The sequence below is a fragment of the Giesbergeria giesbergeri genome, from assembly GCF_054779375.1.
This window is the reverse complement of record NZ_BAAGYJ010000001.1, coordinates 500178-526587: the sequence shown is the minus strand read 5'-3', so window position 1 is coordinate 526587 and position 26410 is coordinate 500178. Positions and strand designations below refer to the sequence as shown.

24 protein-coding genes are annotated in these 26410 nt (G+C 57.6%); 18 read left to right on the top strand and 6 right to left on the bottom strand.

Annotation, left to right across the window (positions count from 1 at the left end; translation table 11 throughout):
- The first annotated feature begins 23 nt into the window (after positions 1-23).
- From ACYVB2_RS02370 to pth, 3 genes are all read left to right on the top strand, one after another.
- The gene (locus ACYVB2_RS02370; RefSeq protein WP_382429393.1) at positions 24-995 is read left to right on the top strand and encodes a ribose-phosphate pyrophosphokinase; all 972 of its coding nucleotides are present in this window, start codon (positions 24-26) and stop codon (positions 993-995) included.
- Positions 996-1092: 97 nt separating this feature from the next.
- The gene (locus ACYVB2_RS02365) at positions 1093-1719 is read left to right on the top strand and encodes a 50S ribosomal protein L25/general stress protein Ctc (protein WP_382429395.1); all 627 of its coding nucleotides are present in this window, start codon (positions 1093-1095) and stop codon (positions 1717-1719) included.
- Between the two features lie 94 nt (positions 1720-1813).
- On the top strand, positions 1814-2428 hold the full coding sequence (pth, locus tag ACYVB2_RS02360; protein ID WP_382429397.1) for an aminoacyl-tRNA hydrolase: 615 nt from the start codon (positions 1814-1816) through the stop codon (positions 2426-2428).
- Here the strand turns inward: pth and ACYVB2_RS02355 are convergent.
- A complete protein-coding gene (locus tag ACYVB2_RS02355) occupies positions 2425-3687 on the bottom strand; it encodes an RNA-guided endonuclease InsQ/TnpB family protein (RefSeq protein WP_382429399.1) in 1263 nt (420 codons plus the stop codon). The genes pth and ACYVB2_RS02355 overlap by 4 nt on opposite strands.
- Positions 3688-3800: 113 nt before the next feature.
- On the opposite strand from ACYVB2_RS02355, the gene hrcA reads away from it, so the two are divergent.
- From hrcA to ACYVB2_RS02295, 12 genes are all read left to right on the top strand, one after another.
- Positions 3801-4805, top strand: coding sequence for a heat-inducible transcriptional repressor HrcA (gene hrcA / locus ACYVB2_RS02350; protein ID WP_460535111.1), 1005 nt, complete (start codon positions 3801-3803; stop codon positions 4803-4805).
- Between the two features lie 72 nt (positions 4806-4877).
- Entirely contained in the window at positions 4878-5774 is an 897-nt protein-coding gene (locus tag ACYVB2_RS02345; protein WP_382429403.1) for an NAD kinase, read from the top strand.
- A 2-nt stretch (positions 5775-5776) separates the two neighbouring features.
- On the top strand, positions 5777-7450 hold the full coding sequence (recN, locus tag ACYVB2_RS02340) for a DNA repair protein RecN (RefSeq protein WP_382429405.1): 1674 nt from the start codon (positions 5777-5779) through the stop codon (positions 7448-7450).
- Complete coding sequence (gene rapZ / locus ACYVB2_RS02335; RefSeq protein WP_382429407.1) at positions 7447-8310, top strand: RNase adapter RapZ; 864 nt, start codon at positions 7447-7449, stop codon at positions 8308-8310. Before recN ends, rapZ begins: the two co-directional genes overlap by 4 nt.
- Positions 8311-8403: 93 nt before the next feature.
- Positions 8404-9321, top strand: coding sequence for an MBL fold metallo-hydrolase (locus tag ACYVB2_RS02330; RefSeq protein WP_382429409.1), 918 nt, complete (start codon positions 8404-8406; stop codon positions 9319-9321).
- A gap of 231 nt (positions 9322-9552) precedes the next feature.
- Positions 9553-10944, top strand: a complete 1392-nt coding sequence (locus tag ACYVB2_RS02325; protein ID WP_382429411.1) for a phenylacetate--CoA ligase family protein — start codon at positions 9553-9555, stop codon at positions 10942-10944.
- Positions 10945-11268: 324 nt separating this feature from the next.
- The gene (locus tag ACYVB2_RS02320) at positions 11269-13086 is read left to right on the top strand and encodes a PHA/PHB synthase family protein (RefSeq protein WP_382429413.1); all 1818 of its coding nucleotides are present in this window, start codon (positions 11269-11271) and stop codon (positions 13084-13086) included.
- Positions 13076-13504, top strand: coding sequence for a hypothetical protein (locus tag ACYVB2_RS02315; RefSeq protein ID WP_382429415.1), 429 nt, complete (start codon positions 13076-13078; stop codon positions 13502-13504). The genes ACYVB2_RS02320 and ACYVB2_RS02315 overlap by 11 nt, the downstream gene beginning before the upstream one ends.
- Before the next feature lie 81 nt (positions 13505-13585).
- Complete coding sequence (gene fabI / locus ACYVB2_RS02310) at positions 13586-14365, top strand: enoyl-ACP reductase FabI (protein WP_382429417.1); 780 nt, start codon at positions 13586-13588, stop codon at positions 14363-14365.
- A 45-nt stretch (positions 14366-14410) separates the two neighbouring features.
- Positions 14411-15841 carry a bifunctional enoyl-CoA hydratase/phosphate acetyltransferase gene (locus tag ACYVB2_RS02305; protein ID WP_382429419.1) on the top strand — a complete coding sequence of 477 codons (1431 nt, stop codon included), beginning with the start codon at positions 14411-14413 and terminating at the stop codon, positions 15839-15841.
- Positions 15842-15850: 9 nt separating this feature from the next.
- Entirely contained in the window at positions 15851-17089 is a 1239-nt protein-coding gene (locus tag ACYVB2_RS02300) for an acetate/propionate family kinase (protein ID WP_382429421.1), read from the top strand.
- A 247-nt stretch (positions 17090-17336) separates the two neighbouring features.
- The gene (locus tag ACYVB2_RS02295) at positions 17337-18614 is read left to right on the top strand and encodes an MgtC/SapB family protein (RefSeq protein ID WP_382429423.1); all 1278 of its coding nucleotides are present in this window, start codon (positions 17337-17339) and stop codon (positions 18612-18614) included.
- Positions 18615-18632: 18 nt separating this feature from the next.
- On the opposite strand, the gene ACYVB2_RS02290 is transcribed toward ACYVB2_RS02295, so the two are convergent.
- The 5 genes from ACYVB2_RS02290 to ACYVB2_RS02270 form a co-directional block, all read right to left on the bottom strand.
- The gene (locus ACYVB2_RS02290) at positions 18633-19361 is read right to left on the bottom strand and encodes an ABC transporter ATP-binding protein (protein WP_382429425.1); all 729 of its coding nucleotides are present in this window, start codon (positions 19359-19361) and stop codon (positions 18633-18635) included.
- Positions 19358-20161 carry an ABC transporter ATP-binding protein gene (locus ACYVB2_RS02285; RefSeq protein ID WP_382429427.1) on the bottom strand — a complete coding sequence of 268 codons (804 nt, stop codon included), beginning with the start codon at positions 20159-20161 and terminating at the stop codon, positions 19358-19360. Before ACYVB2_RS02285 ends, ACYVB2_RS02290 begins: the two co-directional genes overlap by 4 nt.
- Positions 20158-21258 (bottom strand): ABC transporter permease subunit, encoded by a 1101-nt coding sequence (locus tag ACYVB2_RS02280; RefSeq protein ID WP_382429429.1) that lies wholly within the window; start codon positions 21256-21258, stop codon positions 20158-20160. Before ACYVB2_RS02280 ends, ACYVB2_RS02285 begins: the two co-directional genes overlap by 4 nt.
- Before the next feature lie 11 nt (positions 21259-21269).
- Entirely contained in the window at positions 21270-22202 is a 933-nt protein-coding gene (locus ACYVB2_RS02275) for a branched-chain amino acid ABC transporter permease (RefSeq protein WP_382429431.1), read from the bottom strand.
- A 72-nt stretch (positions 22203-22274) separates the two neighbouring features.
- On the bottom strand, positions 22275-23387 hold the full coding sequence (locus ACYVB2_RS02270) for a branched-chain amino acid ABC transporter substrate-binding protein (protein ID WP_382429433.1): 1113 nt from the start codon (positions 23385-23387) through the stop codon (positions 22275-22277).
- A gap of 162 nt (positions 23388-23549) precedes the next feature.
- On the opposite strand from ACYVB2_RS02270, the gene dbpA reads away from it, so the two are divergent.
- Genes dbpA through dtd form a run of 3 tightly spaced genes read left to right on the top strand, consistent with a single transcriptional unit; the run spans position 23550 to position 26409 of the window.
- Complete coding sequence (gene dbpA, locus ACYVB2_RS02265) at positions 23550-24947, top strand: ATP-dependent RNA helicase DbpA (RefSeq protein WP_382429435.1); 1398 nt, start codon at positions 23550-23552, stop codon at positions 24945-24947.
- A gap of 35 nt (positions 24948-24982) precedes the next feature.
- Positions 24983-25945 (top strand): cation diffusion facilitator family transporter, encoded by a 963-nt coding sequence (locus ACYVB2_RS02260; protein ID WP_382429437.1) that lies wholly within the window; start codon positions 24983-24985, stop codon positions 25943-25945.
- Positions 25942-26409, top strand: a complete 468-nt coding sequence (gene dtd, locus ACYVB2_RS02255; protein WP_382429439.1) for a D-aminoacyl-tRNA deacylase — start codon at positions 25942-25944, stop codon at positions 26407-26409. The genes ACYVB2_RS02260 and dtd overlap by 4 nt, the downstream gene beginning before the upstream one ends.
- Position 26410 lies beyond the last annotated feature (1 nt).

The following is a 26410-nucleotide window of genomic DNA, read 5'->3' as shown; positions in this document are numbered from 1 at the left end:
TCAGTCAGATTGCTGGGCAGCTCATGCAAGCCAATCCTCCCGATTTCATAGTTTTCACTGGCAATGCCAATCCTGGTATGGCTGCTGACATTGCCAAGCACCTTGGCACTACCTTGGGGGCCGCTGATGTCAGTCGGTTCTCTGATGGTGAAGTCACCGTGGAAATCAAGGAAAACGTCCGTGCCCGTGATGTTTTCGTGGTGCAATCCACCTGCGCCCCCACCAACGAAAATCTGATGGAACTGCTGATCATGGTCGATGCGCTCAAGCGCGCCTCGGCAGAACGCATCAGCGCCGTCATTCCCTATTTCGGTTACGCCCGTCAAGATCGCCGCCCACGTTCCACCCGTGTGCCCATCTCGGCCAAAGTGGTAGCCAACCTGTTGCAAACCGTGGGTGTGGCCCGTGTGCTCACTATGGATTTGCACGCTGACCAAATTCAGGGCTTTTTCGATATCCCTGTAGATAACATCTATGCTTCGCCCGTGTTGTTGGGTGATTTGCGCCAAAGAAATTACGAAAACCTGATCGTGGTCTCCCCTGACGTGGGGGGGGTGGTGCGCGCCCGTGCGCTGGCTAAACAACTCGGTTGTGATTTGGCCATCATCGATAAGCGTCGCCCCAAGGCCAATGTCTCTGAAGTGATGCATGTCATCGGCGAGATCGAAGGCCGCAACTGCGTGATCATGGACGACATGATTGACACGGCTGGTACGTTGGTCAAAGCCGCCGAGGTACTCAAGGCGCGTGGTGCCAAGAGCGTGTATGCCTACTGTACGCACCCCATCTTCTCTGGCCCTGCCATTGACCGCATTACCGCATCCGCATTGGATGAAGTGGTCGTGACCAACACTATTCCCTTGAGTGCTGCCGCCAGTGCCTGCACCAAGATTCGCCAACTCTCTGTGGCACCGTTGATTGGCGAGACCATCCAACGCATTGCCAACGGCGACTCGGTGATGAGTTTGTTCTCAGACCAGAACGACCAGTTCTGATTCTGACCAAAAGCCTGGCCCTCTCCTGTTGTTGGCGAGGGTCTTTTTACAACCGAAGGTGACACTGGTCGCGGTGCACCTCTCACGGAGAAATCCCATGAACATCGTCGCTTTTGAGCGCGCCAAGCAAGGCACGGGTGCGAGCCGCCGTCTGCGTAATTCTGGCCGTACCCCCGGCATCATCTATGGTGGTGAAGCCCAGCCCCAAGCCATTGAAGTGGATCACAATGATCTGTGGCATACCCTGAAGAAGGAAGCCTTCCACTCCAGCGTGCTTGACATGGACTTGGGCGGTCAAACCATCAAGGTTGTGCTGCGCGATGTGCAATACCACCCCTACAAGCAACAAGTATTGCACATCGACTTCCAACGTGTCGATGCCAAGACCAAGCTGCACCTGAAGGTGCCTGTGCATTACACAGGCGCTGACGAATCTACCGCTGTCAAGGTTGAGCACTGCACACTGAACATCGTGGTGAATGAGCTGGACGTGACCTGCATGCCTTCGGATCTGCCCGAGTTCATCGCAGTGGATCTGAGCGGCCTGAAGAAGGGTGCTGCTCTGCACCTCAAGGACATCAAGCTGCCCCGTGGCGTTACTGCGGTTACCCGTGGCAGCCAAAACAACCCCGTTCTGGTCTCCGTGGTGGCTCCTGTGGCCGTGGTGGAAACACCCGTGGCTGCTGCCGCTCCCGCCAAGGGCAAGGGCAAGGGCAAGAAGTAATTTCTTGTCTGTGGTGGCAGCTCCGGCAGCCACCGTCTTGCACAACGGCCCACCCTGCGTGGGCCGTTCGCTTTTTTGATCCCCTTTTGCGCACATGATCAAGCTGTTTGTTGGCCTGGGTAACCCAGGGCCGGAATATGAAGCCACTCGCCACAATGCGGGTTTTTGGTGGATTGATGCCCTAGCGCGTGAACTCAAGGTGCATTTGCAGCCCGAACGCAGCTATTGGGGTTTGGCCGCACGGGCCAATGTGCATGGTCACACGGTCTGGCTGTTGCAACCCCAAACCTTCATGAACTTGTCGGGCAAATCGGTGGCTGCTTTGGCGCGGTTTTTTAAGATTGCCCCTGACGAAATCTTGGTGGCCCACGACGAATTGGATTTTTCTCCTGGTCAGATCAAGCTCAAGCGTGGTGGTAGCCACGGCGGCCACAATGGTCTGCGCGATATCCATGCCCAATTGGGGGCTTCTGACTATTGGCGGCTGCGCATCGGCATCGGACACCCTGGTGTGAAAACCGAGGTGCCACATTGGGTGCTGAAAAAGCCGGCACCTGAGCAGCGTACCTTGATAGAAGACAGTATTTCCCATGCGCTGAAGGCTTGGCCCGCACTGCTGGCCGGAGAGATGGACAAGGCGACTTTGCTCATCCATACCACCAAGCCACCTCGCCCGAAAAAATGCGACTTGACATCCTCCCCTGCCTAAAGGCAGGGGATTCCTACCGCGCCAGTCACAAGCATCGTGTTTGTGCTGGTCGCCTCAGTGGGTTCCTGCTTCACTGAGGCTGCACGCTTAGGTCTTGCAACTTTGGCGCGGCTGACATCCTCTCCACAGGCTAACAAGCGTAATCCACGCTCTAAAACATTCATGGCCCCCACCACATCCGCGTGGTTTTGGTAGCCACAGGCTACACACAGAAACGGCGCCTGTGTGCGCCGATTGTCCTTGGACACATGAGCGCAAGCCGGACAGGTGCGGCTGGTGTTTTGCGGCAATACCGCTACCAGCATCCCGCCCGACCATTGCAGTTTGTATTCCAGTTGCCGCCGAAACTCGCTCCAACCCTGATCCAAAATGGAGCGGTTCAAGCCCGACTTGGCTTGGACGTTCTTACCCGGCTTGTCTTGGCAACCCTGTGCCGATTTCGACATATTTTTGACCTGCAAGTCTTCGATACAAACGAGCGCGTGGTTTTGGCTGATCGCTGTAGTGGCTTTGTGCAGGAAGTCTTTGCGGCAGTTTGCAATCCGCGTGTGAATTTTTTGGACCTTGGCTTTTTCTTTTTTCCAGTGGCTGCTAAATTTGACTTTGCGCGCCATGCGCCGCTGGTAGCGTGCCAGCCGGACTTGGTGGCGCTTGAAACTGTTCAGGGGTGCTAGAAAAGCGCCATCGCTGAAGGTGGCAAAGCGGGCAATACCTAAGTCGATGCCGATGGCGGTGGTCGCAGTGGGGACAGGGGGAGCCACTTCGCGTTCGGTTTGGATGCTGGCAAACCACTTGCCAGCCGAGTGGCTTACCGTGATGTTTTTGGCTGTTCCAAGGAGCTTGCGGCTTGGCCGAAAGCGTACCCAGCCCAGCTTCGGTAACTTGATACGGCGGTTGCCTAGGTCGATCTCAAAGCCCTGTGGAAAACGAAAACTCTCCGCACGGCCTTTGTGCTTGAAGCGCGGAAAACCTGCACGTTTTTCAAAGAAGTTTTTGAACGCACGCTCTGCATCTTTGAGCGCTTGTTGCAAGGTTTGGGAAGGCGATTGCCTGAGCCAAGGCAACTCATCCTTCCGCTGTGGTAGCTGGTTGGCCATTTCCACATAACTGATAAATTTGCCACCCGCTGCATAGTTGGCTTTTTGCAGTGCCAACGCCTTGTTATAGACAAACCGACGCGCCCCAGCAAAGCGGCACATGTCGCGCTGCTGCGCACTATTGGGCATGAGCTCGAACTTGAAGGCTTGCAAGCGTTGCATACTTTGATTCTATGCAGTCCCTATGCTTGCACAAAAAATACCTTTGGTATCCGCGCGCTACATCTCCACCCTGAAGAACGGGATTTTCCGCGCAAGATGGATAAAATTGCCCGATGCTGGATGATCGTGCCAAGTTGTTGCTCAAGGCGCTGGTAGAGCGTTATATCGAAGATGGGCAGCCCGTAGGCTCCCGCACTTTGTCACGTGCCTCGGGGCTGGATTTGTCGCCAGCCACCATTCGCAACGTGATGGCGGATTTGGAATACTTGGGCCTTATTGCCAGTCCGCACACCTCTGCGGGGCGGGTTCCTACCGCCAAAGGCTATCGGTTGTTCGTCGATACCATGCTCACGGCAGACCGTAGGTATATCTCTACACCCCAATTGGCCCCTGACCAACCACAGAAAGTGATTGCCAACGCGGCTCAACTGCTATCGAGCTTGTCGCAATTTGTTGGCGTAGTGATGGCGCCCCGGCGCACTTCTGTGTTTCGGCATATCGAATTCTTGCGCCTGTCGGAGCGGCGCTTTTTGCTCATCATTGTCTCGCCCGAAGGCGATGTGCAGAACCGGGCGATTCTGTCTGAAACCGATTTCACCCAAAGCCAGTTGGTGGAAGTAGCCAATTTCTTGAACATGCACTATGCAGGCATGGCGATGGAGCAGGTGCGTGAGCGGTTGGCTACAGAGGTAGACCAACTGCGCGGCGAGATTGCCACGCTGATGCAGGCTGCGGTGCAGGTCAGTTCCGAAGCCTTTGAGCAGGCCCAAGAAGAAGTGGTGATTTCGGGTGAGCGCAATTTGCTGTCGGTGAGCGATTTTTCTCAAAATATGGGCAATTTGCGCCGTGCGTTTGACCTGTTTGAGCAAAAAACCCAAATTTTGCGCCTGCTGGATGTATCGCAGCAGGCCGAAGGGGTGCGCATTTACATTGGTGGTGAGAGCCAAGTAGTTCCCTTTGAAGAGTTGTCGGTTGTCAGTGCGCCTTATGAGGTGGATGGGCAGGTGGTAGGCACATTGGGGGTGATTGGCCCCACCCGAATGCCCTACGACCGGATGATCCAGATTGTGGACATTACCTCGCGGCTGGTCTCCAACGCGCTCAGCCACCACCACTGAGCCCAGTTGGTGTTGGCCCCAATGGCGCTGGCCCGTCAGCGGCTTGACGCGCAACAATGATGTAATTCGTCCATGAAGTCCCGTTTTGAACACATTGCCTTGGTAGGCAAGTACCAGAGTCCGACCTCTGGAGTCATGGCCGAACATGCGCGCAAGACGCTAGAGGGTATTGCCCTGTTTCTGCGTAGCCAAGGCTGTACCGTTTCGCTAGAAGCACAGACGGCAGCCCATATGGACATGCCCGGATATCCGGCTTTGGATGTGGACGAAATCGGCCATCAGTGCGATTTAGGTCTGGTGGTTGGGGGCGATGGCACCATGTTGAGCATTGGCCGCCAAGTGGCCCGTTATGGCACTCCATTGATTGGAATCAACCAAGGGCGGTTGGGCTTTATCACCGATATTCCACTAGACAATTACCAGTCCACTCTTGCGCCCATGCTGCATGGGCAGTTTGAGGAAGACCACCGTCCTTTGATGCACGCGCGCGTGCTGCGTGAGGGCGTGTGTGTGTTTGATGCCTTTGCCATGAATGATGTAGTGGTCAACCGGGGGGCTACCTCTGGCATGGTGGAGTTGCGGGTGGAGGTGGATGGCCATTTTGTGGCTAATCAACGTGCCGATGGTCTGATTGTGGCTTCCCCTACGGGTTCGACGGCCTATTCATTGTCGGCGGGGGGGCCTATGCTGCACCCGTCTTTGCCTGGCTGGGTGTTGGTGCCTATTGCGCCCCACACGTTGTCAAACCGCCCGATTGTGCTGGCTGACATCACGGAGATTGCCATCGAAATTGTCAATGGGCGCGATGCCAGTGCCAATTTTGATATGCAGTCCTTGGCCTCTTTGCACCACGGTGATCGTATTTTGGTGCGCCGGGCTGAATACTGCGTGCGCTTTTTGCATCCGCGCGGCTGGAGTTACTTTGACACGTTGCGCAAGAAACTGCGCTGGAACGAAGGAGGTTCCTGAACATGTCGCTCAAGAGCATCACGTTGCACGATTTTGTCATTGTGCAGCGGCTGGATCTGGAGCTTGCAGATGGATTCACGGCCCTGACCGGAGAGACGGGGGCGGGAAAATCCATTCTGATTGATGCCCTGCAATTGGTATTGGGTGCCCGTGCCGATGCGGCTCTGGTGCGTGAAGGTGCAAGCCGCACAGATGTTTGTGCAGAGTTTGACACGCCCCTCGGCCTGCGCTCATGGCTGGAAGAGGCTGGTTTTGGCATCGAAGAGCACTTGTTGCTGCGCCGCACGGTGGACACCCAAGGCAAGAGCCGGGCCTGGATCAACGGCACCCCAGCCACAGCGGCCCAGTTGCGTACGGCGGGCGAGTGGCTGTTGGACATCCACGGTCAGCACGCTTGGCAAAGTTTGACGCGGCCCGATGCTGTGCGCAAGCTGCTGGACGCCTATGCCGGTACTTCCACCCTAGAGGTGGCACGTTGCTGGCAACGTTGGCGAGTGGCCCGCAAAGCCTTGGAGCAAGCACAAAATGCCCAAGAACATGGGGAGCGTGACCGTGAACGGCTCCAATGGCAAATTGCTGAGTTGGACAAGCTGGCCCCTGGCATGGATGAATGGGAAGAACTCAATGCCCAACATACGCGATTGAGCCATGCCCAAGCCTTGCTTGATACTGCGCATGCTGCGTTGGAATGGCTCGATGGTGAAGAGCGTGGCGCACTGTCGGGCTTGTCGCGGGCTAGCGAGTTGTTGCAAGCTCAGGAGCATCTGGAGCCAGAGTTTCGCAATTTGCAAGACATGCTCACCTCTGGTTTGGCACAAGCCGAGGAGGCCGTGCGTTCATTGCAGGCTTACTTGCGCCATGTGGATCTAGACCCGCAAGGATTGCTTGTGTTGGATGGCCGGGTCTCGTTGTGGCTGACATTAGCCCGCCGCTACAAACGCCCCCCCGCCGAGTTGCCTACGCTGCTGGCGGGTTGGAAACAGGAGTTGCAAAGACTAGAGAATGGTGCCGATCTGGTGACGCTGGAGGCTTCTGCACAACAGGCGGCAGAGGCTTATCACGCAGCGGCTAGACAGTTGTCACACCAACGTGCCAAGGCTGCGCCCCGGCTCTCACGGGCCATCACAGAAGCCATGCAGTTGCTGGGGATGCGCGGGGGGCATTTTGAGGTGGCCCTGCAACCCAGTCATAGCCCTGGTGCTGATGGTATGGACGAAGTGGTTTTTCTCATGGCAGGCCATCCGGGGGCAACGGCTCGCCCGCTGGCAAAAATTGCTTCGGGGGGAGAGCTGTCACGGATTTCGCTGGCCATTGCCGTGACTACCAGTGCTTTGGGTGAGGCACCCACCCTGATTTTTGATGAGGTAGATGCGGGGGTGGGGGGGGCCGTGGCTGAAGCGGTGGGGCGTCTGATGCGTCAGTTGGGCCAAGACCGGCAGGTGCTGGCCGTAACGCATTTGCCCCAGGTGGCGGCACAGGCCCATCGGCACTTGCTGGTGGCCAAAAGCAGCAATAGCCAAGGCACCAGCAGCACTGTGCAAGCGGTGGCTGCCGCACAGCGCGTACGTGAGATTGCCCGAATGTTGGGCGGCCAGCAACTCTCGCCCACCAGTTTGGCCCATGCCCAAGAAATGCTCGACATGGTTGCCCCCACGCCAATGGAGATAGCCCCATGAGTCTGGAAATTGCCTTGATCACTGGGCTGTCGGGCTCCGGCAAATCGGTGGCTCTGCGGGCCTTGGAAGATGCAGGTTACTACTGCGTGGACAATTTGCCTCCTGAGTTGCTGTCGGCATTTTTGGCGCTGGAGCACCACCACCACGGCAACCGTGTTGCTATTGCGATGGATGCGCGCAGTGGCACTTCTTTGGCACAGGTGCCACAAGAGTTGCTGCGTTTGCGCAACCAAGGCGTGGTGGTGCATGCCATTTTTCTCGATGCCACCACCGACACTTTGGTACGGCGTTTTTCAGAAACACGTCGCCGCCATCCCTTGTCGCATGATGATAGCTTGGATGGGCGCCGCGTATTGGTGCAGGCCATTGAACTGGAACGCGAATTGTTGGCCGATTTGCGCGAGCATTCGCATGTGATTGATACCAGCACAATTCGGGCTGCCCAGTTGCAGGGCTATATCAAAGGGCTGATGTCGGTGGTGCCGCAACAGTTGACGTTGGTCTTCCAATCGTTTGCCTTTAAGCGGGGCATCCCGGTGGATGCAGACTATGTGTTTGATGTGCGCATGTTGCCCAACCCACACTACGAGCCAGGATTAAAAGACTTGACTGGGTTGGATGCCCCCGTGGTGGATTATTTGTACCAACAACCCGAAGTCTCACGGATGCAGAGCCATATCGAACAGTTTTTGGAGCACTGGCTGGGGTTGTTGGCCAGCAACCACCGCAGCTATGTCACAGTGGCGATTGGCTGCACAGGGGGCCAACACCGTTCGGTTTATTTGGTGGAGCGCCTGGCAGAGCATTTCCAGTCCCGTTGGGTGGCACTGCGCCGCCATCGGGAAATGGATGCCCGTTGAGCCATCCATTGCGCACTAATGGGCCAATAGCGCCATTGTGACTATGGCACGATTGACACCACACCCCTGTAGAAAGACGAGAGCCATACTGCCATGTCCCTGTTACCCCCAGAAATGACCGTTATAGAGCGCGGCTGGCTCTCTGCCAACACCATTGTGTTTACGGATGGGCCTGCAGGCACGGCGGTGGTGGACACAGGTTATTGCACCCACGCTGCCCAGACCGTGGCACTGGTGGTGCAAGCTCTGCAAGGCAGGGTGCTAGAGCGCATCCTCAACACCCACCTGCACAGCGACCATTGTGGTGGCAATGCTGCATTGCAGCAGCATTGGCCCCAAGTGCAAACGGCTATTGCCCCTGGACTGGCCTTGGCTGTGGGGCATTGGGATGCCCACGCCTTGAGTTACACACCTACGGGCCAAGATTGCCCGCCCTTTCGCCATGATGCGCTGTTACAGCCCGGCACTGAGGTGAAATTGGGTCATCAAGCTTGGCAAATTCATGCTGCACCAGGGCATGACAGCCATGCCATTTTGCTGTTCGAGCCGCAGCAGCGCATCTTGATCTCGGGAGATGCCCTGTGGGAAAACGGGTTTGGTGTGGTCTTTCCGGAGTTGGATGGGGAGGCGGCTTTTGCGGATGTGGCCGCTACTTTGGACTTGATTGACAATTTGGCACCTGCCATCGTGGTGCCGGGGCATGGTGCTATGTTTCAGGATACCCCCCGTGCCATTGACACTGCCCGCCGCCGCTTGGACAGTTGGGCACGCGATCCAGTCAAACACGCGCGCCATGCAGCCAAGGTGCTGCTGAAGTACAAATTGCTGGAGTGGCAGCAAATTGCCTTGGAGGATTTGCAGCATTGGTTTGCCAGCACGCCCTATTTTGGACAGCTCCATGCGGCTTATTTTGCCAACGTGCCGTTGCAAACCTGGTGCCACACCCTGATCGATGATTTGGTGCGCTCTGGTGCAGCCCATCAGCACGGGCAGAGTTTGCACAATGTCTGATGGGTTGTTCTTTGTCAGACTATCGGGGCAGAGGGCTGCATAACCAGTTTTTTGCCCAAGATGGCACCCGCTCCTTCTATGATGGCTGCCGATGGTGCTATACACCACCGCTTTCATTGTTCAAGTATTCAAGATAGCCCAAAAAGAAAGGATGCGGGAAAGGGTCGTGCTTTGGCACGATGCGCTATCCACCCCAGGCATTTGTCGCCAGGGCATCCCGCGAGTCACCAGATGCACACTGTGTTCGACCCGCTGCGCCTGTCCTCGATTTCAATGGATGTCATGGCCGTGAACCGGGGCACGCCGCAAGGTATTGCCCAGCGTCAGCAGGCCCGTTTGGCCCAGTTGTTGGAGTCTACCCTGCGTGGCTCGCGTCTGTACCGGTCGCTGTGGCCCACAGGTGTTACGGCGGGCACGGCACTGGAGCAATTGCCAGTGGTGACGCGCGGCCAGTTGATGTCTGAATTTGATAGCTGGGTGACTGATCCGCAGATCACGCTGCAGGCGCTGCGCCAGTTCACCGCAGATCCTACCCGTATTGCCGAGCCTTGGCTGGGGCGCTATATGGTGTGGGAGAGTTCGGGCACCAGTGGTGAGCCGGGTATTTTTGTGCAAGATGTAGCCACCATGGCTGTTTATGATGCCTTGGAAGCGTTGCGGCGTTGTGCCACCCGCCCTTTGGCGCGCTGGCTAGATCCGTTGGGGCTGACGGAGCGTATTGCCTTTGTGGGGGCCACAGGGGGCCATTTTGCCAGTTACGCCTCGGTGCAACGGTTGCGGGCTATCAACCCGGTGCTCTCCAGTACCATGCGCAGCTTTTCCATTCAGGTACCTACCCACATGCTGGTCGCACAGCTCAATGCCTTTGCGCCCTCGGTGGTCGTCACTTACCCGACGGTGGCAGCCTTGTTGGCCGATGAGGCACGGTGCGGCACTTTGCGCGCTCGCCCACGTGAAATCTGGACGGGCGGAGAGTCCTTGAGTCCTGCAGTCCGTACGCATATTCAACAGAGCTTGGGCAGTTTGGTGCGCAACAGCTATGGCTCTTCAGAGTTTCTGGCCATTGGTTGGGAATGCGCGCACGGCCAGATGCATGCCAACACCGATTGGGTGATTCTGGAGCCTGTGGATGAACGTTTCCGTCCAGTGCCTCCCGGCCAGCCCTCCTGTAGTGTGTTGCTAACCAACCTGGCCAACCATGTCCAGCCTTTGGTGCGTTACAACGTCAGTGACCACATCACAATGCACCCTGAACGCTGCGCCTGTGGTTCGCCCCTGCCTGTCATTACGGTACAGGGCCGCCAGGATGAGCCTTTGGTGATGGCAGGTGCCAATGGGCAGAGTGTGACACTGTTGCCCTTGGCCTTGTCCACTGTGCTAGAAGACGATGCAGGTGTGTTTGACTTCTATTTGCATCAATTGGATGACAGCACCTTGGTGCTGCATGTGCCCCTAGAGGGTGAAGCAGGGCGGGCTGCTTTGGTCAGAGGGTGTGCTGCCCTCACGGCTTTTGCCACAGCCCAAGGGGTTGTTTCTATCCAGGTGCTGGCCGAGCTAGGCCAATCTGTGCCCAGAGGCCGTAGTGGCAAGGCCTGCCGTATTACGGCCTGTACGCCCGACTGAGACCTTTCTCTTCCTCCGCTCTTTGTTTTTGGTCTTGTTTGGCAGCAGGTGCTGCCCTGTAGGGATGTGCGCCTCTTGCAGCACAGGTGGGACTGCGTCAGCACATAAACGTCATGCAATGCTCATGTTTCTGTCATGGCTTTGTCGCGAAGCATCGCATACCATGTGTCAAACGTAATTTCAGCACAGGCGGGATGAAACCAGTATTGGGTTAGGGGTATCCTGAAAACCACAGGGTCTTTTACGGACTGATCTATATGTCAGTCACAAATGGACTTTGGCATACTGCCTTTTTTGTAATGTATTGAGCCTGAAGGGTTTGCAATGGACAAAACTACTGCCTCCTCTCTGCCATTTGAACACCAGCGTGAAGCCACCAAGGCGCTGGACGAAACGTTCCACGGCTTTCTGTCACGAACCACTATGGGCCTGTCTCCTATTGCGTTGGCGTTGGCGGCTGCTGACTGGGCCATGCATCTGGCGGCCTCGCCTGGTCGGCAAATGGTGCTGGGGCAACGGGCTTTGGCTTTGGGGCAGCAAGCAATTGCCACAGCTATGTCTCCCCCTGAAGATGCGCAAGGCCAACCCATCGTAGATAACGACAACCGATTCACCGATCCCAGCTGGCGCCAGTGGCCTTTCAGTGTGCTCAAAGAAAGCTACAAAGCCAACAGCACTTGGTGGCGTGAAGCGGTGCAGGTTGATGGTATGTCCCGTCACCACAACCACATGGTGGAATTTTTCACCCGTCAGATCACAGATACTTTTACGCCTTCCAATTGGCTGCTGACCAACCCTGAAGCCTTGAACAAGGCCCAAGAAACCCAAGGCCAGAGCCTGATGCAGGGTTTTGAGCACTTTACTGAAGATCTGCGCAAAGCTGAGGTGGCACGCAGTGAGCCCGAGGCCTTGGAGCCACTGACCTTTGCTGTCGGCAAAGACGTGGCCATTACCCCCGGCAAGGTGGTGTACCGTAACCACCTGATTGAGCTGATCCAGTACAGCCCCAGCACCGACAAGGTCTATCCTGAGCCCTTGCTCATCGTGCCCTCGTGCATCATGAAGTACTACATTTTGGACTTGTCGCCGTCCAATTCGATGGTGCGCTATATGGTGGGCCAAGGCTACACGGTGTTCATCATTTCTTGGCGCAACCCCGATGCTTCCGACCGCGATTTGGGGATGCAAGACTACCTGCACAGAGGCGTGATGGATGCCTTGGCTGCCGTGAAGGAGCGCACTGGGGCACCCCGTGTCCATGCCCTTGGTTACTGTCTGGGGGGGACTTTCTTGGCGATTGTGGCGGCTGCTATGGGGCGCCACACCCGCATGCTGGAACAGCACCAAGGTGGTGCGCGTCGCCGTGCGGAAGACCACTTTATGGACAGTTTGCCCGAGCTTGCCACCGTGACTTTGCTGGCAGCACAAACGGATTTCACAGAGCCGGGTGAAATGGGTGTGTTCATTGACGATGAGCAACTCAAGACCTTGCGTCAGCAAATGGATCGCAAAGGGTACTTGCCCGGTAGCGTTATGGCGGGCTCCTTCCAGTTCCTGAACATGCGCGAGTTAGTGTTCATGCGCAATACGCGCCGCTACCTGCTGGGCCAAGAAGAAGCGGACTTTGATCTGATGAGCTGGAATGCTGACCTGACCCGCTTGCCAGCCCGGATGCACTCGGAATACCTGTCCTCGTTGTTCTTGAACAATGCACTGGCCACGGGTAAATACCGGGTAGATGGTCAAGGCATTGCGCTGATGGATATCCACGCACCCATGCTGGTGGTGGGCACCACCCGTGACCATGTTTCACCCTGGCGTTCGGTCTACAAGATTCACTTGCAAACCGACACCCATGTCACCTTTATTTTGGCTGCTGGTGGTCACAACGCCGGGATTGTTTCGGAGCCTGGCCGTCCGCGCCGCAGCTATCAGATCAATAGCGTAGAAGACAACCAAGGCTGGATTGACCCCGATGACTGGGTGGCCAGCGCCCCCACCCGTCAAGGTTCTTGGTGGGAAGCCATGGATGCTTGGCTCAAGGAGCGTTCGGGCAAGCCCATCGCGCCCCCGGCCTTTGATACGGCCCATGTGCTTTGCGATGCTCCTGGTGAGTATGTGATGGTGCGCTATGTCGACTGAAGAAATTCACCCCTCTGATGCCCACCTGACAGGGTATTTGCAGCGCATGAGCGAGTCGATCGAGTCGATCAACGCCCGCATTGCCCGTTTGGCCACTGCGTTGGACATCAATCTGCAAAATGAGAGTGAACTCAACGATGTGCTGTCCCAAGACGACGAGCGCCCCCCTCCAGTAGAGCGGCGCAAACCAGGTGGTGCCCGTCCGGGCATGTCTCCTGAGCGGCGCAAATCGCATTTGCGCCAAGAGTTGCGGGCTTTATTGGTGCTGCGTTATGGCGTAGCCACACGTTATGTGGAACAGGTGGGGGTCGATACCACCCGCCACATTTTGGTCAGTGCGCAGGACAAACTCGAACGCGAGGGCTTCAAGCCCGGTGCAGCCGGGGCAGACCTGCGGCGTGTATTCAATGGGCATTAGCCCATCTTTCTGGCACACCTTGTGCTTTGCCAGCAGACGCGGCGCCGCCGCGCCTGGCTTTTCTTTGGAGATTTTTCGTTCATGACGCTCAACACATCCTCTTTCGGTCTGGCAGGCAAAAAAGGTCTGATCCTCGGTGTGGCTAACAACAGCAGCATTGCCTGGGGTTGCACCCAAGTCATGCACCAGCTCGGTGCTGATTTGGTGGTCTCTTGCCTGAACGAAAAGGCCCGTCGCTTTGTCGAGCCTCTGACCGACCCGTTGGGCGTGGAGTTGCTCAATTGCAATGTGGAGGTAGAAGGTGAACTAGAAGCCACGGTAGCACGCGCCGTGGAGCGCCTAGGACATTTGGACTTTGTGGTTCACTCTATTGCCTGGGCACCACTGGAAGATTTGCACGGGGACGTGGTTGACAGTTCCAGCGAGGGCTTTGCCCGCGCCATGAACGTCTCTTGCCATTCGTTTGCCCGCTTGGCTAAGTTGGCATCTCCCCACATGCGCAATGGGGGCTCCATGCTGAGCATGACCTATTTGGGCGCTGACGAGGCGGTGCCCCACTATGGGCTGATGGGGCCAGTCAAGGCGGCGCTGGAGTCTCTGACCCGCTACATGGCGATGGAGCTTGGCCCACAGGCCATCCGTGTCCATGCAGTGTCGCCCGGCCCTATCTTGACCCGTGCCGCCTCGGGTATTGCCAGCTTTGATGATCTGATGGCCAATGCAGCGCAAAAGTCGCCGCTCAAGCGTTTGGTGACATTGGAAGAAATTGCCAATCTGTGCGCCTTCTTGTGCTCCGATGCTTCGTCGGGCATGACCGGCCAGACCATCTATGTCGATGGTGGCTGCCACGCGATGGCCTAAGCCTGTACCGACGCACTCTCTTTCCCAATTTCAAGGATTTGCACCATGAACATGGCAACCCCCACCAACGAATGGATGGAAAACGTCACCTATGACGAAATGAGCGTCGGCCAAAGCGCCCGCTTGTTGCGTACCGTCACACAGGCCGACATCGAGGCTTTTGCCGCTGTGTCTGGCGACATCAACCCGGCCCACCTGAACCCCGAATACGCCGATGCCACCATGTTCCACGGCGTGATCGCCCACGGCATGTTGGGTGCGGCGCTGATTTCGGCCCTGTTTGGCACCAAGTTCCCCGGCCCCGGCACCATCTATCTGGGCCAAGAACTCAAGTTCACCAAACCCGTGCGTATTGGTGACACGCTCACCGTCACCGCCACGGTGTCGGAAAAAGACGATGAGAAAAAGCGCATCAAGATGAGCTGCTTGGTCACCAACCAAAAGGGTGAAACCGTGCTCAAGGGCGATGCCAATCTGATGCCCCCCACGCAAAAGGTGCGCGTCGAAAAAATCAACGCCCCCCAAATTCAGCTGTTTGACCCCGAAGCCCGCTTCAATGACCTGCTGGCCCGTGCAGAAGGTTTGGAGGCTGTGCGCTGCGCCGTGGTGCATCCCTGTGACGAAGGCTCGCTCAGTGGTGCGATGGACGCAGCCCGCCACAAGCTGATTGTGCCGGTGCTGATTGGCCCCGAAGCCCGCATCCGCCAAGTGGCAGCCGAGTTTGAGATTGATTTGGCGGGTGCTGAAATCATCTCGGTCGAGCACAGCCACGCTGCCGCTGAACTGGCTGCCAGCATGGCCGCCAAAGGCCAAGTGGAAGTGCTGATGAAGGGCAGCTTGCACACCGACGAGTTGCTGCACGCTGTGCTGTCGCAACCCAGCTTGCGTACGGGCCGCCGCATGTCGCATGTGTTCCGCTTTGATGTGCCGCTGTACCCCAAGCCACTGCTGATTACTGATGCCGCCCTCAATATTCAGCCTACGCTGCAAGAGAAGGTCGACATCATCCAAAACGCCATCAACTTTGCCCATGTGATGGGCGTGGCCAGCCCCAAGGTGGCTATTTTGGCCGCGGTGGAGACTGTCAGCCCCAATATGCCGTCTACACTGGATGCTGCTGCACTGTGCAAGATGGCCGACCGGGGCCAGATCAAGGGTGGGGTGCTGGACGGCCCCTTGGCCTTTGACAACGCTATCTCGCGCCATGCTGCAGACATTAAGCACATTCAATCGGTTGTGGCGGGCGATGCCGACATTTTGGCTGTGCCTGATCTGGAAAGTGGCAACATGCTGGCCAAGCAGCTTGAATACTTGGCAGGTGCTTCGGGCTCTGGTTTGGTGCTGGGCGCGCGTGTGCCCATTGCCCTCACCAGCCGTGCCGATGGCCCCATGAGCCGCGTGGCCTCTGCATTGTTGGCTGTGTTGGCTGCCCATGCCGCACGCGCCGCCAAGGCCGCCCCTACCACTATTGCCTGAGGTCACATCATGGCTATTCTTGCTGTCAATGCGGGGTCGTCCTCGCTGAAGTTCTCGCTGCATCCGCTCCAGCATGGCGGCAAGGTGCAGCCTAGTGTGCTCAACGGTTGTATTGAGGGCTTAGAGCCCGGTGGTACGCCCAAGATGGACTGGACTTTTGCTGGCCAGCGCCAAAGCGAGACCATTACCACGCCGGGCGAGTCTTCGTTTCAGCGAGCGTTGGCCCGCCTGCGCGCTTTGTTGGCTGAACTCGAAGGTGCTCCCACCATCAAGGCAGTGGCCCATCGGGTAGTGCATGGTGGTCAAGCATTCAAGCAAAGCGTGGTGGTGGATGCGACTGTGCTGGAGCAGTTGGAACGCCTGAACTCTATGGCACCGCTGCACCAGCCGCACAATCTGGCGGGTATCCGCTCGTTCCAGCAGGCTTTTCCAGCACTGCCGCAGGTGGCCTGCTTTGACACGGCCTTCCACACCAGTCTGCCTGAAGTAGCCAGTGCGTTTGCCTTGCCGCAATCGTTGACTGAGCAGGGGGTGCGCCGCTATGGTTTTCATGGGCTGTCGTACCACTACATCATGGATACCCTGTTGGAGCAATCTCCCCGTGCCAAAGGCCGGGTGCTGATGGCCCATTTGGGCAACGGTGCCAGCCTGTGCGCTACTGTGCAGGGGCGCAGCTGTGCCACCACGATGGGTTTTTCGGCACTCGATGGCTTGATGATGGGCACCCGCAGTGGCACGCTAGATGCTGGTGTGTTGCTCTATTTGATGGAGCAGGGCTGGGATCATGACCGCATTCAGAAATTGCTTTACAAACAAAGCGGTTTGCTGGGGGTTTCGGGCATTTCGGCAGACATGCGCCGTTTGCGTGCCGATGGCAGCGAAGCGGCACAACGGGCCATTGACCAGTTCACTTACCGTGTGGTGCGTGAATCGGGCGCTTTGATCGCCAGCATTGGGGGGCTGGATGTACTGGCCTTTAGCGGTGGTATTGGCGAACATGATGCCGTGTTGCGCGCGCAGGTGTGCGAGCGCCTAGGCTGGCTAGGGGTGCAGCTCGATGCGGGACGCAATGCCCAAGCCACCCGTGACGCCATCAGCGCCATCCATGCGCCAGGCAGCAGTATCGAAGTCTGGGTTATTCCCACCGATGAGGGGCGTGTGGCTGCCCGTGAGGCGGCTGCGCTCTTGCACCAAGGTGACGATGTGCCTGTCATGGCACCAGAGCCTGCGCTTGAAGTGATGGATTAAGCCAAGAGCACCTCACACTATTGGCCGGGGCATTGCCCCGGCTTTTTTATGCCCAGATGCTCCACTCCTTCTAGTGTGCAGTGACAACAAAAATATTCTTGATTTAACGGACAGCCGCCTCCGATAGTGCCAGACTTAGCAACCTCATGTGTCCAATACGTCACAGACGTTTGGCTGCGGCCCTCAAGGCTGACAGGATGAGGACGATAGACAACCAGATCTGTCAATACAACAAAGGAGAGACTCCATGGAGGCATCTAATTTTTCAGGGGATATGTCTGCTCTCACAGGGTTGGCTGTCGCGCTGGGCTGCGGTCTATTGATGGGGATTGAGCGTGAACGCCGCAAGGGAGCGAAAGCCCAAACGGTGATGGCTGGGATGCGCTCATTTGCACTGTCCTCGCTGACGGGCGCTTGCACGGCCTTTTTGGGCTCTCAAACGCTGATGGCGGTGGGGGCTGCTTTTGTCGCGTTGATCAGCGTGGTGGCTTATGCCTACGACCGTTCAGACTCTCCAGGCATTACCACTGAGATTGCCTTGTTCATGGCCTACCTGATCGGGGTATTGGCAGTGCAGGCACCCATGTTGGCATCAGGATTGACGGTGATGGTTACAGGGCTGCTGGCCGCGCGGGATTCTCTGCACCAGTTTGCCCGTGACTGGTTGCGCCCTGGTGAAGCGCAAGGGGGGTTGATTTTGGGGGCGCTGGCCTTGTTGGTCATGCCCTTGGTGCCTGACCGTGCGTTGTGGGGGCCGGTGCTCAACCCCCAATTGGTGATGAAGCTGTTGATTGTGCTGCTGCTGATCCAGTCATTGGCCCATGTGGGGCGGCGGCTGTTGCAGGCCCGCCAGGCGGTCGCCCTGTCGGCATTGGCTTCGGGTTTTGTCTCCAGTACCGCCACCATTGGCAGTTTGGGCATGGAGTTGCGCACCACACAAGGGTCGTACAAGCTCCAAGCTGGGGCTGCCCTGTTGTCGTGTGTGGGCACTACCACCCAGATTCTGATCATTGGCGGCACGATCCAGCCTGCTTGGATTGTGCCGTTGTGGCTGCCTGCACTGGCGGGTAGTTTGGTAGCAGCCCTTTGGGGTGGGTGGATGGTATGGCGCCATGCCGCGCCCCCCGGCAGTGAGGTGGCTGGCTCCAAGACGCCAGATACCAAACTGTTTCGCTTGCGTGATGCCGCTTTGATTGTGTTGTTGCTGACAGCCATCCAAGCGGGCGTCCACGGGTTGCGTTTGTGGTTGGGCGATGCTGGGGTGATGGCCGGTACTTTGGTCGCGGCACTGGCCGATATCCATGCCGTCACGGCAGCATTGTTGACGATTGGTATGCCTGGCACCCAAGAGGCCACCAATATTGTTTGGGCGTTGGGCGCAGCGATGCTGGTGCATGCTTTTAGCAAAAGCGCGGTGGCCTGGGCCAGTGGGGGCTGGCGCTATGCGCTGGCATTGGCGCCGGGTCTGTTTGCCCATACTTTTGCATTTGTGGGCATTTTGATGTTGGTGACGTTGCGCGGCTGAAATGGCCTTGCCGCTCGACTACAGCTCCCCCAAGTAGGCAGAACGCACCTTGGGGTCGGCCAATAGTTCTTGCCCTGAGCCGGTCAGGGTGATGCGGCCAGACTCCATCACATAGGCCCGTTGTGAAAATTCCAGTGCCAAGGTGGCGTTTTGCTCTACCAGCAAAATCGTCACCCCTTCGGCAGCCACTGAGCGAATCACCTCAAAGATTTTTTCTACCACCAAGGGGGCCAGCCCCATCGATGGCTCATCTAGCAGCAGCAAGCGCGGGCGTGACAACAAAGCCCGGCCAATGGCGACCATTTGCTGCTCTCCGCCCGAGAGCGTACCGGCCACTTGGCGCAGGCGCTCCTTCACCCGTGGCAGCATGGTAAACACCCGCTCTATATCGGCCTCAATGGCGGCAGCACCATCGCGGCGGGCATAAGCGCCCATGCGCAGGTTTTCTTCTACCGTCAGGCGGGTAAAAATGCCCCGGCCCTCGGGCACTAAGGCAATGCCTTGGCGCAAGCGGTGGTGCGTGGGTAGCCGCTCAATGCCACTGCCTTCATAAAGCAAACGGCCTTGGCTGAGGGGCAACAAACCGGCAATGGCGTTGAGGGTGGTGGTTTTGCCAGCACCATTGGCACCAATCAGTGACACCAGCTCGCCGTGGTGCAGTAGCAAGTCTATGCCCTTCACAGCCAAGATGGCCCCATAGGCTACCTGCACCTCTTGCAATTGCAACAAGGGTGGTTGCTCATTCATGCGCTGGCTCCTGTGCTGGTGGCTGCCACTGGAGGATGGCTGGGCCGCCCTAAGTAGGCGGTGATCACGGCCTCGTTTTGTTGCACTGCCGCAGGCACATCTTCGGCAATTTTGCTACCAAAATCCAACACGGCAATGCGGTCGCACAAGCCCATCACCAGTTTGACATCATGCTCAATCAACAGCACGGTGATGCCATCGTGGCGGATGGTTTGCACCAACTCGCGCAGCCGGGCGGTTTCGGTGGCGTTCATCCCTGCCGCCGGTTCATCCAAGGCCAGCAGTTGTGGCTCGGTCGCCAGCGCACGCGCAATTTCTAGGCGGCGCTGATCGCCATACGATAGATTGCGTGCGAGGGTGTCGGCAAAGCGTTCAATGCCCACGTATTTGAGCAGTTCGTAAGCTCGCTCGGTAATCAGGTCTTCTTCCATGCGGGCCGCGTGGGTCTGCCAGAGGATAGACCACAGATTGGCCCGCGTGCGAATGTGGTGCCCAGTCATCACGTTCTCTAGCGCCGTCATTTCACGAAACAGGCGGATATTTTGGAAGGTGCGCGCAATGCCTGCCGCCACGATTTCATCGGGGCTGCCTGCGGGCAACTCCGTACCATTGAACACCAGCTCGCCACCATCGGGGGTATAAGCGCCCGTCAAGACGTTAAAAAAGGTGGTTTTGCCTGCGCCGTTGGGGCCAATCAGGCCATAAATCTCGCCCTTGCGGATGGTCAGGGACACCTCTGACAAGGCTTGCAGACCGCCAAAACGTTTGGTGATGTGGCGTGCCTCTAGCAAAGAGATCATGGTGTACCCTCCTTGCCAAGCACCTGCTGTGGGCGCGAATAGCGGCTATACGATGGAATCAAACCCGCTGGCCGCCACAGCATCATGCCAATCATGGCCAGCGATAGCAGCAGCATCCGCAGCACTTCGGGGTCTAGCAGTACCTGATTGAATACCGCCTGCTGCACTGGCACGGCCAAGTGGCGCAAAATTTCGGGCAGAAAGCTCAATAACAAAGCGCCCGTAATCACCCCAGCCAAATTGCCCATGCCGCCAAACACCACCATCGTCAGCACAGCAATCGACTCCATCAGCGAAAAGCTCTCGGGCGAGACAAAGCCCTGAAACGCGGCAAACAGGCCACCAGCCACACCGCCAAAGGTAGCCCCCATGCCAAAGGCCAGCAGCTTCATGTTGCGTGTGTTGATGCCAATGGCCTTGGCGGCCAGCTCATCATCGCGAATAGCGGCCCAAGCCCGGCCCATGCGCGACACTTGCATCCGCTGCACCAGCACAATCGACAGCACGACACAGATTAAAAACACGTAGTAATACAACAACAGGGAGGGGATGGTGATGCTGTCGCCAATCTTCAAGGGCCGCGAAATATCCCAGCCAAACAGCACCAGCGGGTCAATCATGTTGATGCCTTGGGGGCCGTTGGTGATGTTGATGGGGTGGTTGAGGTTATTCATGAAGATACGAACAATCTCGCCAAACCCTAATGTGACGATGGCTAAATAGTCCCCCCGTAGCCGCAGTGTGGGCAAGCCCAACACCACCCCAGCCAGTGCGGCAAAACAAGCCCCCAGCGGCAGCACTACCCAAAACGGCCAGTGCAAATCAAACTGTGGCGAGCCTAAAAAAGCAAAGGTGTAAGCACCTACGGCGTAAAAGGCGATGTAGCCCAAATCGAGCAAACCGGCAAAGCCTACCACCAGATTGAGGCCAATTGCCAGCATGACATAGAGCATGGCAAAGTCCAGCACCCGCACCCAAGTGCGGCCAAACAGCAGCGCCAGCAAAGGCGCGCCCAGTGCCAATGCCAACAGCAACCAGCGGGCGGCCACAGGGTTGCGCTTGCCAATCCAAGGCAGGGCCAGAGCAATATCGTTCATGGTGTGCGGCCTCAGGCGCGGTCGGCCACACGCTCACCCAACAGCCCCGTGGGCCGGAAGATGAGCACGATGCCGAGAATAATGAAAGCAAAAATATCTTGATAGGCGGAATTGAGGTAGCCAAAAGTCCAGTCGCCGATATAGCCTGCGCCAATCGACTCCACCAACCCCAGCACCAAGCCCCCCACCACCGCACCGGCCAAATTGCCAATGCCGCCCAGCACCGCTGCGGTGAATGCCTTCAGGCCCGGAATAAAACCCATAGCGTAATGGGCCACGCCATAGTTGGCGGCATACATCATCCCGGCAATGGCCGCCAATGCCGACCCCAAAATAAAGGTGATAGAGATGATGCGGTTGGTGTCCACCCCCATCAAACTGGCTACGCGGTGGTTCTCTGCCGTGGCACGCATGGCCCGGCCTAATGAGGTTTTGTTCACTAAAAACAGCAGCGCCACCATCAAGGTGGCTGATACCAACAAAATAATGATTTGCACTGGGGTGATAAAAACCCCATCCAGCGGCTGCAAGGGCGTGCTGGGTATTAAAGAAGGGAAGGTGTGGTAGTTGCGCCCCCAAAGAATCATCGCCAGCGTTTGCAGTAAGAAAGACACCCCAATGGCCGTAATCAGCGGTGCCAAACGCGGGGCATTGCGCAAGCGGCGGTAGGCGGTGCGCTCAATGGCATAGCCCAAAGCCATGCACACCAGCATAGCCGCCGCCAAGCCTATCAGCAAGGTAGGAATGGCCCCCAGCCCCGGCGCATGGAGCAGCAAAAAATTGACGGTGGAATAGGCTACCAGCGCCCCCACCATCAACACATCACCGTGGGCAAAGTTGATCAGGCCCAAAATGCCATAGACCATGGTGTAGCCCAGGGCAATCAGCGCATAAACGCTGCCCACCACCAGGCCATTGACAATTTGCTGGAGCAGGGTTTCCATCAGTGCATCTTTAACAAGGCTTGCCAAACCCGGCAAGCCGGGCGCGTGATTCTCTGGGGGAAGTGGGCAAATTTACCGCAGGGCTTCCCACTTGCCAGCCTTAAACTGGTACACCGTTACGGCTCCGTCTTTGATGTCGCCCTTGGCATCAAAGGCCACCGTGCCAATCACGCCAGGAAAGTTGACCTTGCCCAACTGGGCGGTGTATTTGGCTGGGTCAGCCGAGTTGGCGGCTTTCATGGCCTCGATCAGGGCCGAAGCGGCATCGTAGGCATAGGGGGCGTAAATTTGCACTGGGGCATTGAATCGCTTGCTATAGCGGGCCGTAAAGTCTTTACCGCCCGGCATTTGTTCTAGCGGCAGGCCCGGCTGGGTGCAATAGGCATTGGTGCTGATGGCATCGCCAGCCAGTTTGATGATTTCGCCTGTGCAGCCGCCATCGCCGGTGATGAACTTGCTGTTCAGCCCCAGTTGCTTGATTTGCTTGAGCATCGGGCCGCCTTGGCTGTCCATGCCGCTGTACACAATCACATCGGGGCTTTGTGCCTTGACGCGGGTCAGGATGGCTTGGAAGTCGGTGGCTTTATCGCTGGTGAACTCGCGCCCAGTCACGGTGCCGCCGCTGGCCTTGACGGCTTTTTCTACCTCGTCGGCCAAGCCTTGGCCGTAGGCGGTGCGGTCGTCAATGATGGCAATTTTCTTGCCCAGTTGGGTGGCTGCATATTTGCCGATGGACAGCCCCTGCTGCACATCGTTGGCAATGGTGCGGAAGGTGGCCTTAAAGCCTTGTTGGGTCAGTTTGGGATTGGTCGAGGCGGGCGACACTTGGGGCAGGCCCGCATCGTTGTAAATGCGCGAGGCTGGAATAGAAGCCCCCGAATTCAGGTGGCCCACCACGCCTTTGACGCCGCTGTCGGCCAGCCGCTGCGCCACCGTGGTGGCGGTGCGGGGGTCGGCTTGGTCGTCTTCGGCTTGCAGTTCAAACTTGACTTTTTTGCCTGCCAGCGTCACCCCTTTGGCGTTGTACTCCTCAATCGCTAGGCGGGCACCGTTTTCGATGTCTTTGCCCAAGTGGGCTTGGCTGCCCGTTAAAGGGGCAGCAACGCCGATTTTGACAACTTCTTGCGCCTGGGCCACTGTAGTGAGCAAACCCAAAATCGCGATAGAGACCAGACTACGCTTCATGAATATTCCCCTGCATCAAGATCAATGGTGAATGAAAGCTACGCGTACAAAGCGCCCCGACGGGCAATGTCGAGGGCCGCACAGACTATACGCAAAAACCATGCCTTATCTAGGGATTTTGTGGCAAGGGTATGCCCTGAGTCTGGAGCCGATAATCGCCCTATGACCTCCATCCCCGCGCACCGCGCCACCGATTTCAGCGCCTTGGCGCTCAGCCCGGCCACCCTGGCCAATCTGCAACAACTGGGCTACTTGCAAATGACCCCGATCCAGGCGGCGAGCCTGCCAGCTGCTTTGCAGGGGCAAGACCTGATCGCCCAAGCCAGCACGGGTAGTGGGAAAACGGCCGCTTTTGGGCTGGCCCTGCTGGCACGGCTCAATCCGCGCTGCTTTGGTGTGCAAGCCTTGGTGCTGTGCCCCACGCGTGAGCTGGCCGACCAAGTGAGTGCTGAAATTCGGCGCTTGGCGCGTGCGGCAGACAACATTAAGGTGGTGACGCTGTGTGGTGGTGTGCCCTTGCGTGGACAAGCACAAAGCCTGTCGCATGGCGCGCACATTGTGGTGGGCACACCGGGGCGTGTCATGGATCATCTGGAGCGCCAAAACTTGGCCCTGGATCAACTCAATACCTTGGTGCTGGACGAAGCCGACCGCATGTTGGACATGGGGTTTTTTGACGATATTGCCACCGTGGCCCGCCAATGCCCCAAGGTGCGCCAAACGCTGTTGTTTTCGGCCACCTACCCCGAAGGGATTGCCAAACTCAGCCAGCAGTTCATGCAGAACCCGCAGCAAATTACGGTGCAGGCACAGCACAGCGCCAGCAAAATTGACCAGCGTTGGTTTGAAGTGAAAGAAAGTGAGCGTCTGCATGCCGTTGGGCAATTGTTGGCGCACTTCCGCCCCGAATCCACATTGGCCTTTTGCAACACCAAACAACAATGCCGTGATGTCGTGGCGGTGTTGCAGGCCCAAGGCATCAGTGCTTTGGCCTTGTATGGTGAGCTAGAGCAACGCGAGCGCGACCAAGTGCTGGTGCAGTTTGCCAACCGCAGTTGCTCGGTGCTGGTAGCTACCGATGTGGCCGCACGCGGCTTGGATATTGCCCAACTGGCCGCCGTTATCAACGTAGACGTCACGCCCGACCCCGAGGTGCATATTCACCGCATTGGCCGCACAGGCCGGGGCGATGCCGAAGGCTTGGCGCTCAATTTGGTCAGCATGGATGAGATGGGCAGCGTAGGCAAAATTGAAGTGCTGCAAGGGCGCCCTTCGGAGTGGACGCCCTTGGCTGGGCTTACCCCTGCCCCCGGTGGCCCCCTTGTGCCTCCCATGGCTACGGTACAAATTATTGGCGGGCGCAAAGAAAAAATCCGGGCCGGTGATGTGCTGGGTGCCCTGACGGGCGAGATGGGCTTTACGCGCGAGCAGGTAGGCAAAATCAATGTGAATGAGTTTTCTACCTATGTGGCGGTGGAGCGCGGCGTGGCTGCCCAAGTGGTAAATCGTTTGAATGCGGGCCGTGTCAAGGGCAAGAGTGTTAAGGCACGGCTGGTATAAGGCTGGGCTTTGCCACTGCCTTGTCTGAACAGGCCATGTTGATATCCCCTCCTGCTGCATTACTTGCATGGTTGACACCCCGCAACTTGTTGTGGGCCTCTGTGGGGATGGCACTGACCACTATGGCCCTCAAAACGCTGGCTTGGTATGTGACCGGCTCAGTGGGCCTGTTGTCCGATGCGATGGAGTCTTTGGTCAACTTGGCCAGTGCCATGTTTGGTGTCACGATGGTGACAGTGGCGGCCCAGCCTGCGGATGACAACCACCCCTATGGGCACCATAAGGCAGAGTATTTCGCCTCCGGTTTTGAGGGCATGCTTATCTTTGTGGCGGCAGGCGCCATTTTGTGGACTGCGGTGGAGCGTCTGCTAGCGCCCCAACCTCTGGCGCAAATGGGCTGGGGTTTGGCCTTGTCCGTGTTTAGCTCGCTGCTCAATGGTGGTTTGGCCTGGGTTATGTTGTGGGCATCACGCCGCCATCGCTCTATTGCACTGGAAGCCGATGCCCGGCATTTGTTCACCGATGTCTGGACTTCTGCGGGGGTTGTGCTGGGGTTGGGGGCGGTTGCCCTGACGGGCTGGAATTGGCTAGACCCGATAGTGGCTATTGGGGTAGCGTTGAACATTCTTAAAGAGGGGGTGCATTTGGTGTGGCGCTCCTCCCAAGGGCTGATGGATGAGGCGGTGGAGCCGCAAGTGCGTGACACTATCCAACACACCTTGACGGCTTTTTTGCACCAACACAATGCCGGTGCGACACCTGCGGGTTGTGTGCGCTTTGACCACATCACGACCCGCATGGCAGGTCAGCGCCGATTTGTGGAATTGCACATGCATATTCCTGGGCATTGGACGTTGACCCATGCCGCCGAACTGCGTGGACAGGTGGAGCAAGCACTGATGCAGGCGGTGCCTGGTCTGCGCGCTAGGATTGAGCTGTTACCCTGCCATGTGGAGTCTTACCTTGATCCTGCCGATATGTCGGAGCCTTCCCCATGATGAGCCTTTTGCAACGCGTGCGCCAAGCCCATGTAGACATTGAGGGGCAGGTGGTGGGCCGTATTGGCCCCGGTTTGTTGGTGCTGCTGTGTGCCGAACGTGGCGACACCCAAGCCCAGGCCGACCGATTGTTGGCCAAGTTGCTCAAGCTGCGCATCTTCAGTGATGAGGCTGGCAAGATGAACCGCAGTCTGCAAGATGTGCAAGGTGGTTTGCTGGTCGTGAGCCAATTCACGCTGGCAGCCAATACCAATACGGGCAACCGGCCTAGCTTTACCCAAGCAGCCTCCCCCGAGGAGGGGCGACGCTTGTATGACTACTTTGTGCGCCAAGCCAAGGCCATACACCCTGTGGTGCAGACAGGTGAGTTTGCAGCCGACATGCAGGTGCATCTAGTCAATGATGGCCCCGTAACCATCCCATTGCGCATGGCACCCGACCTCCCTACAAACGGGGGGCCGTGAA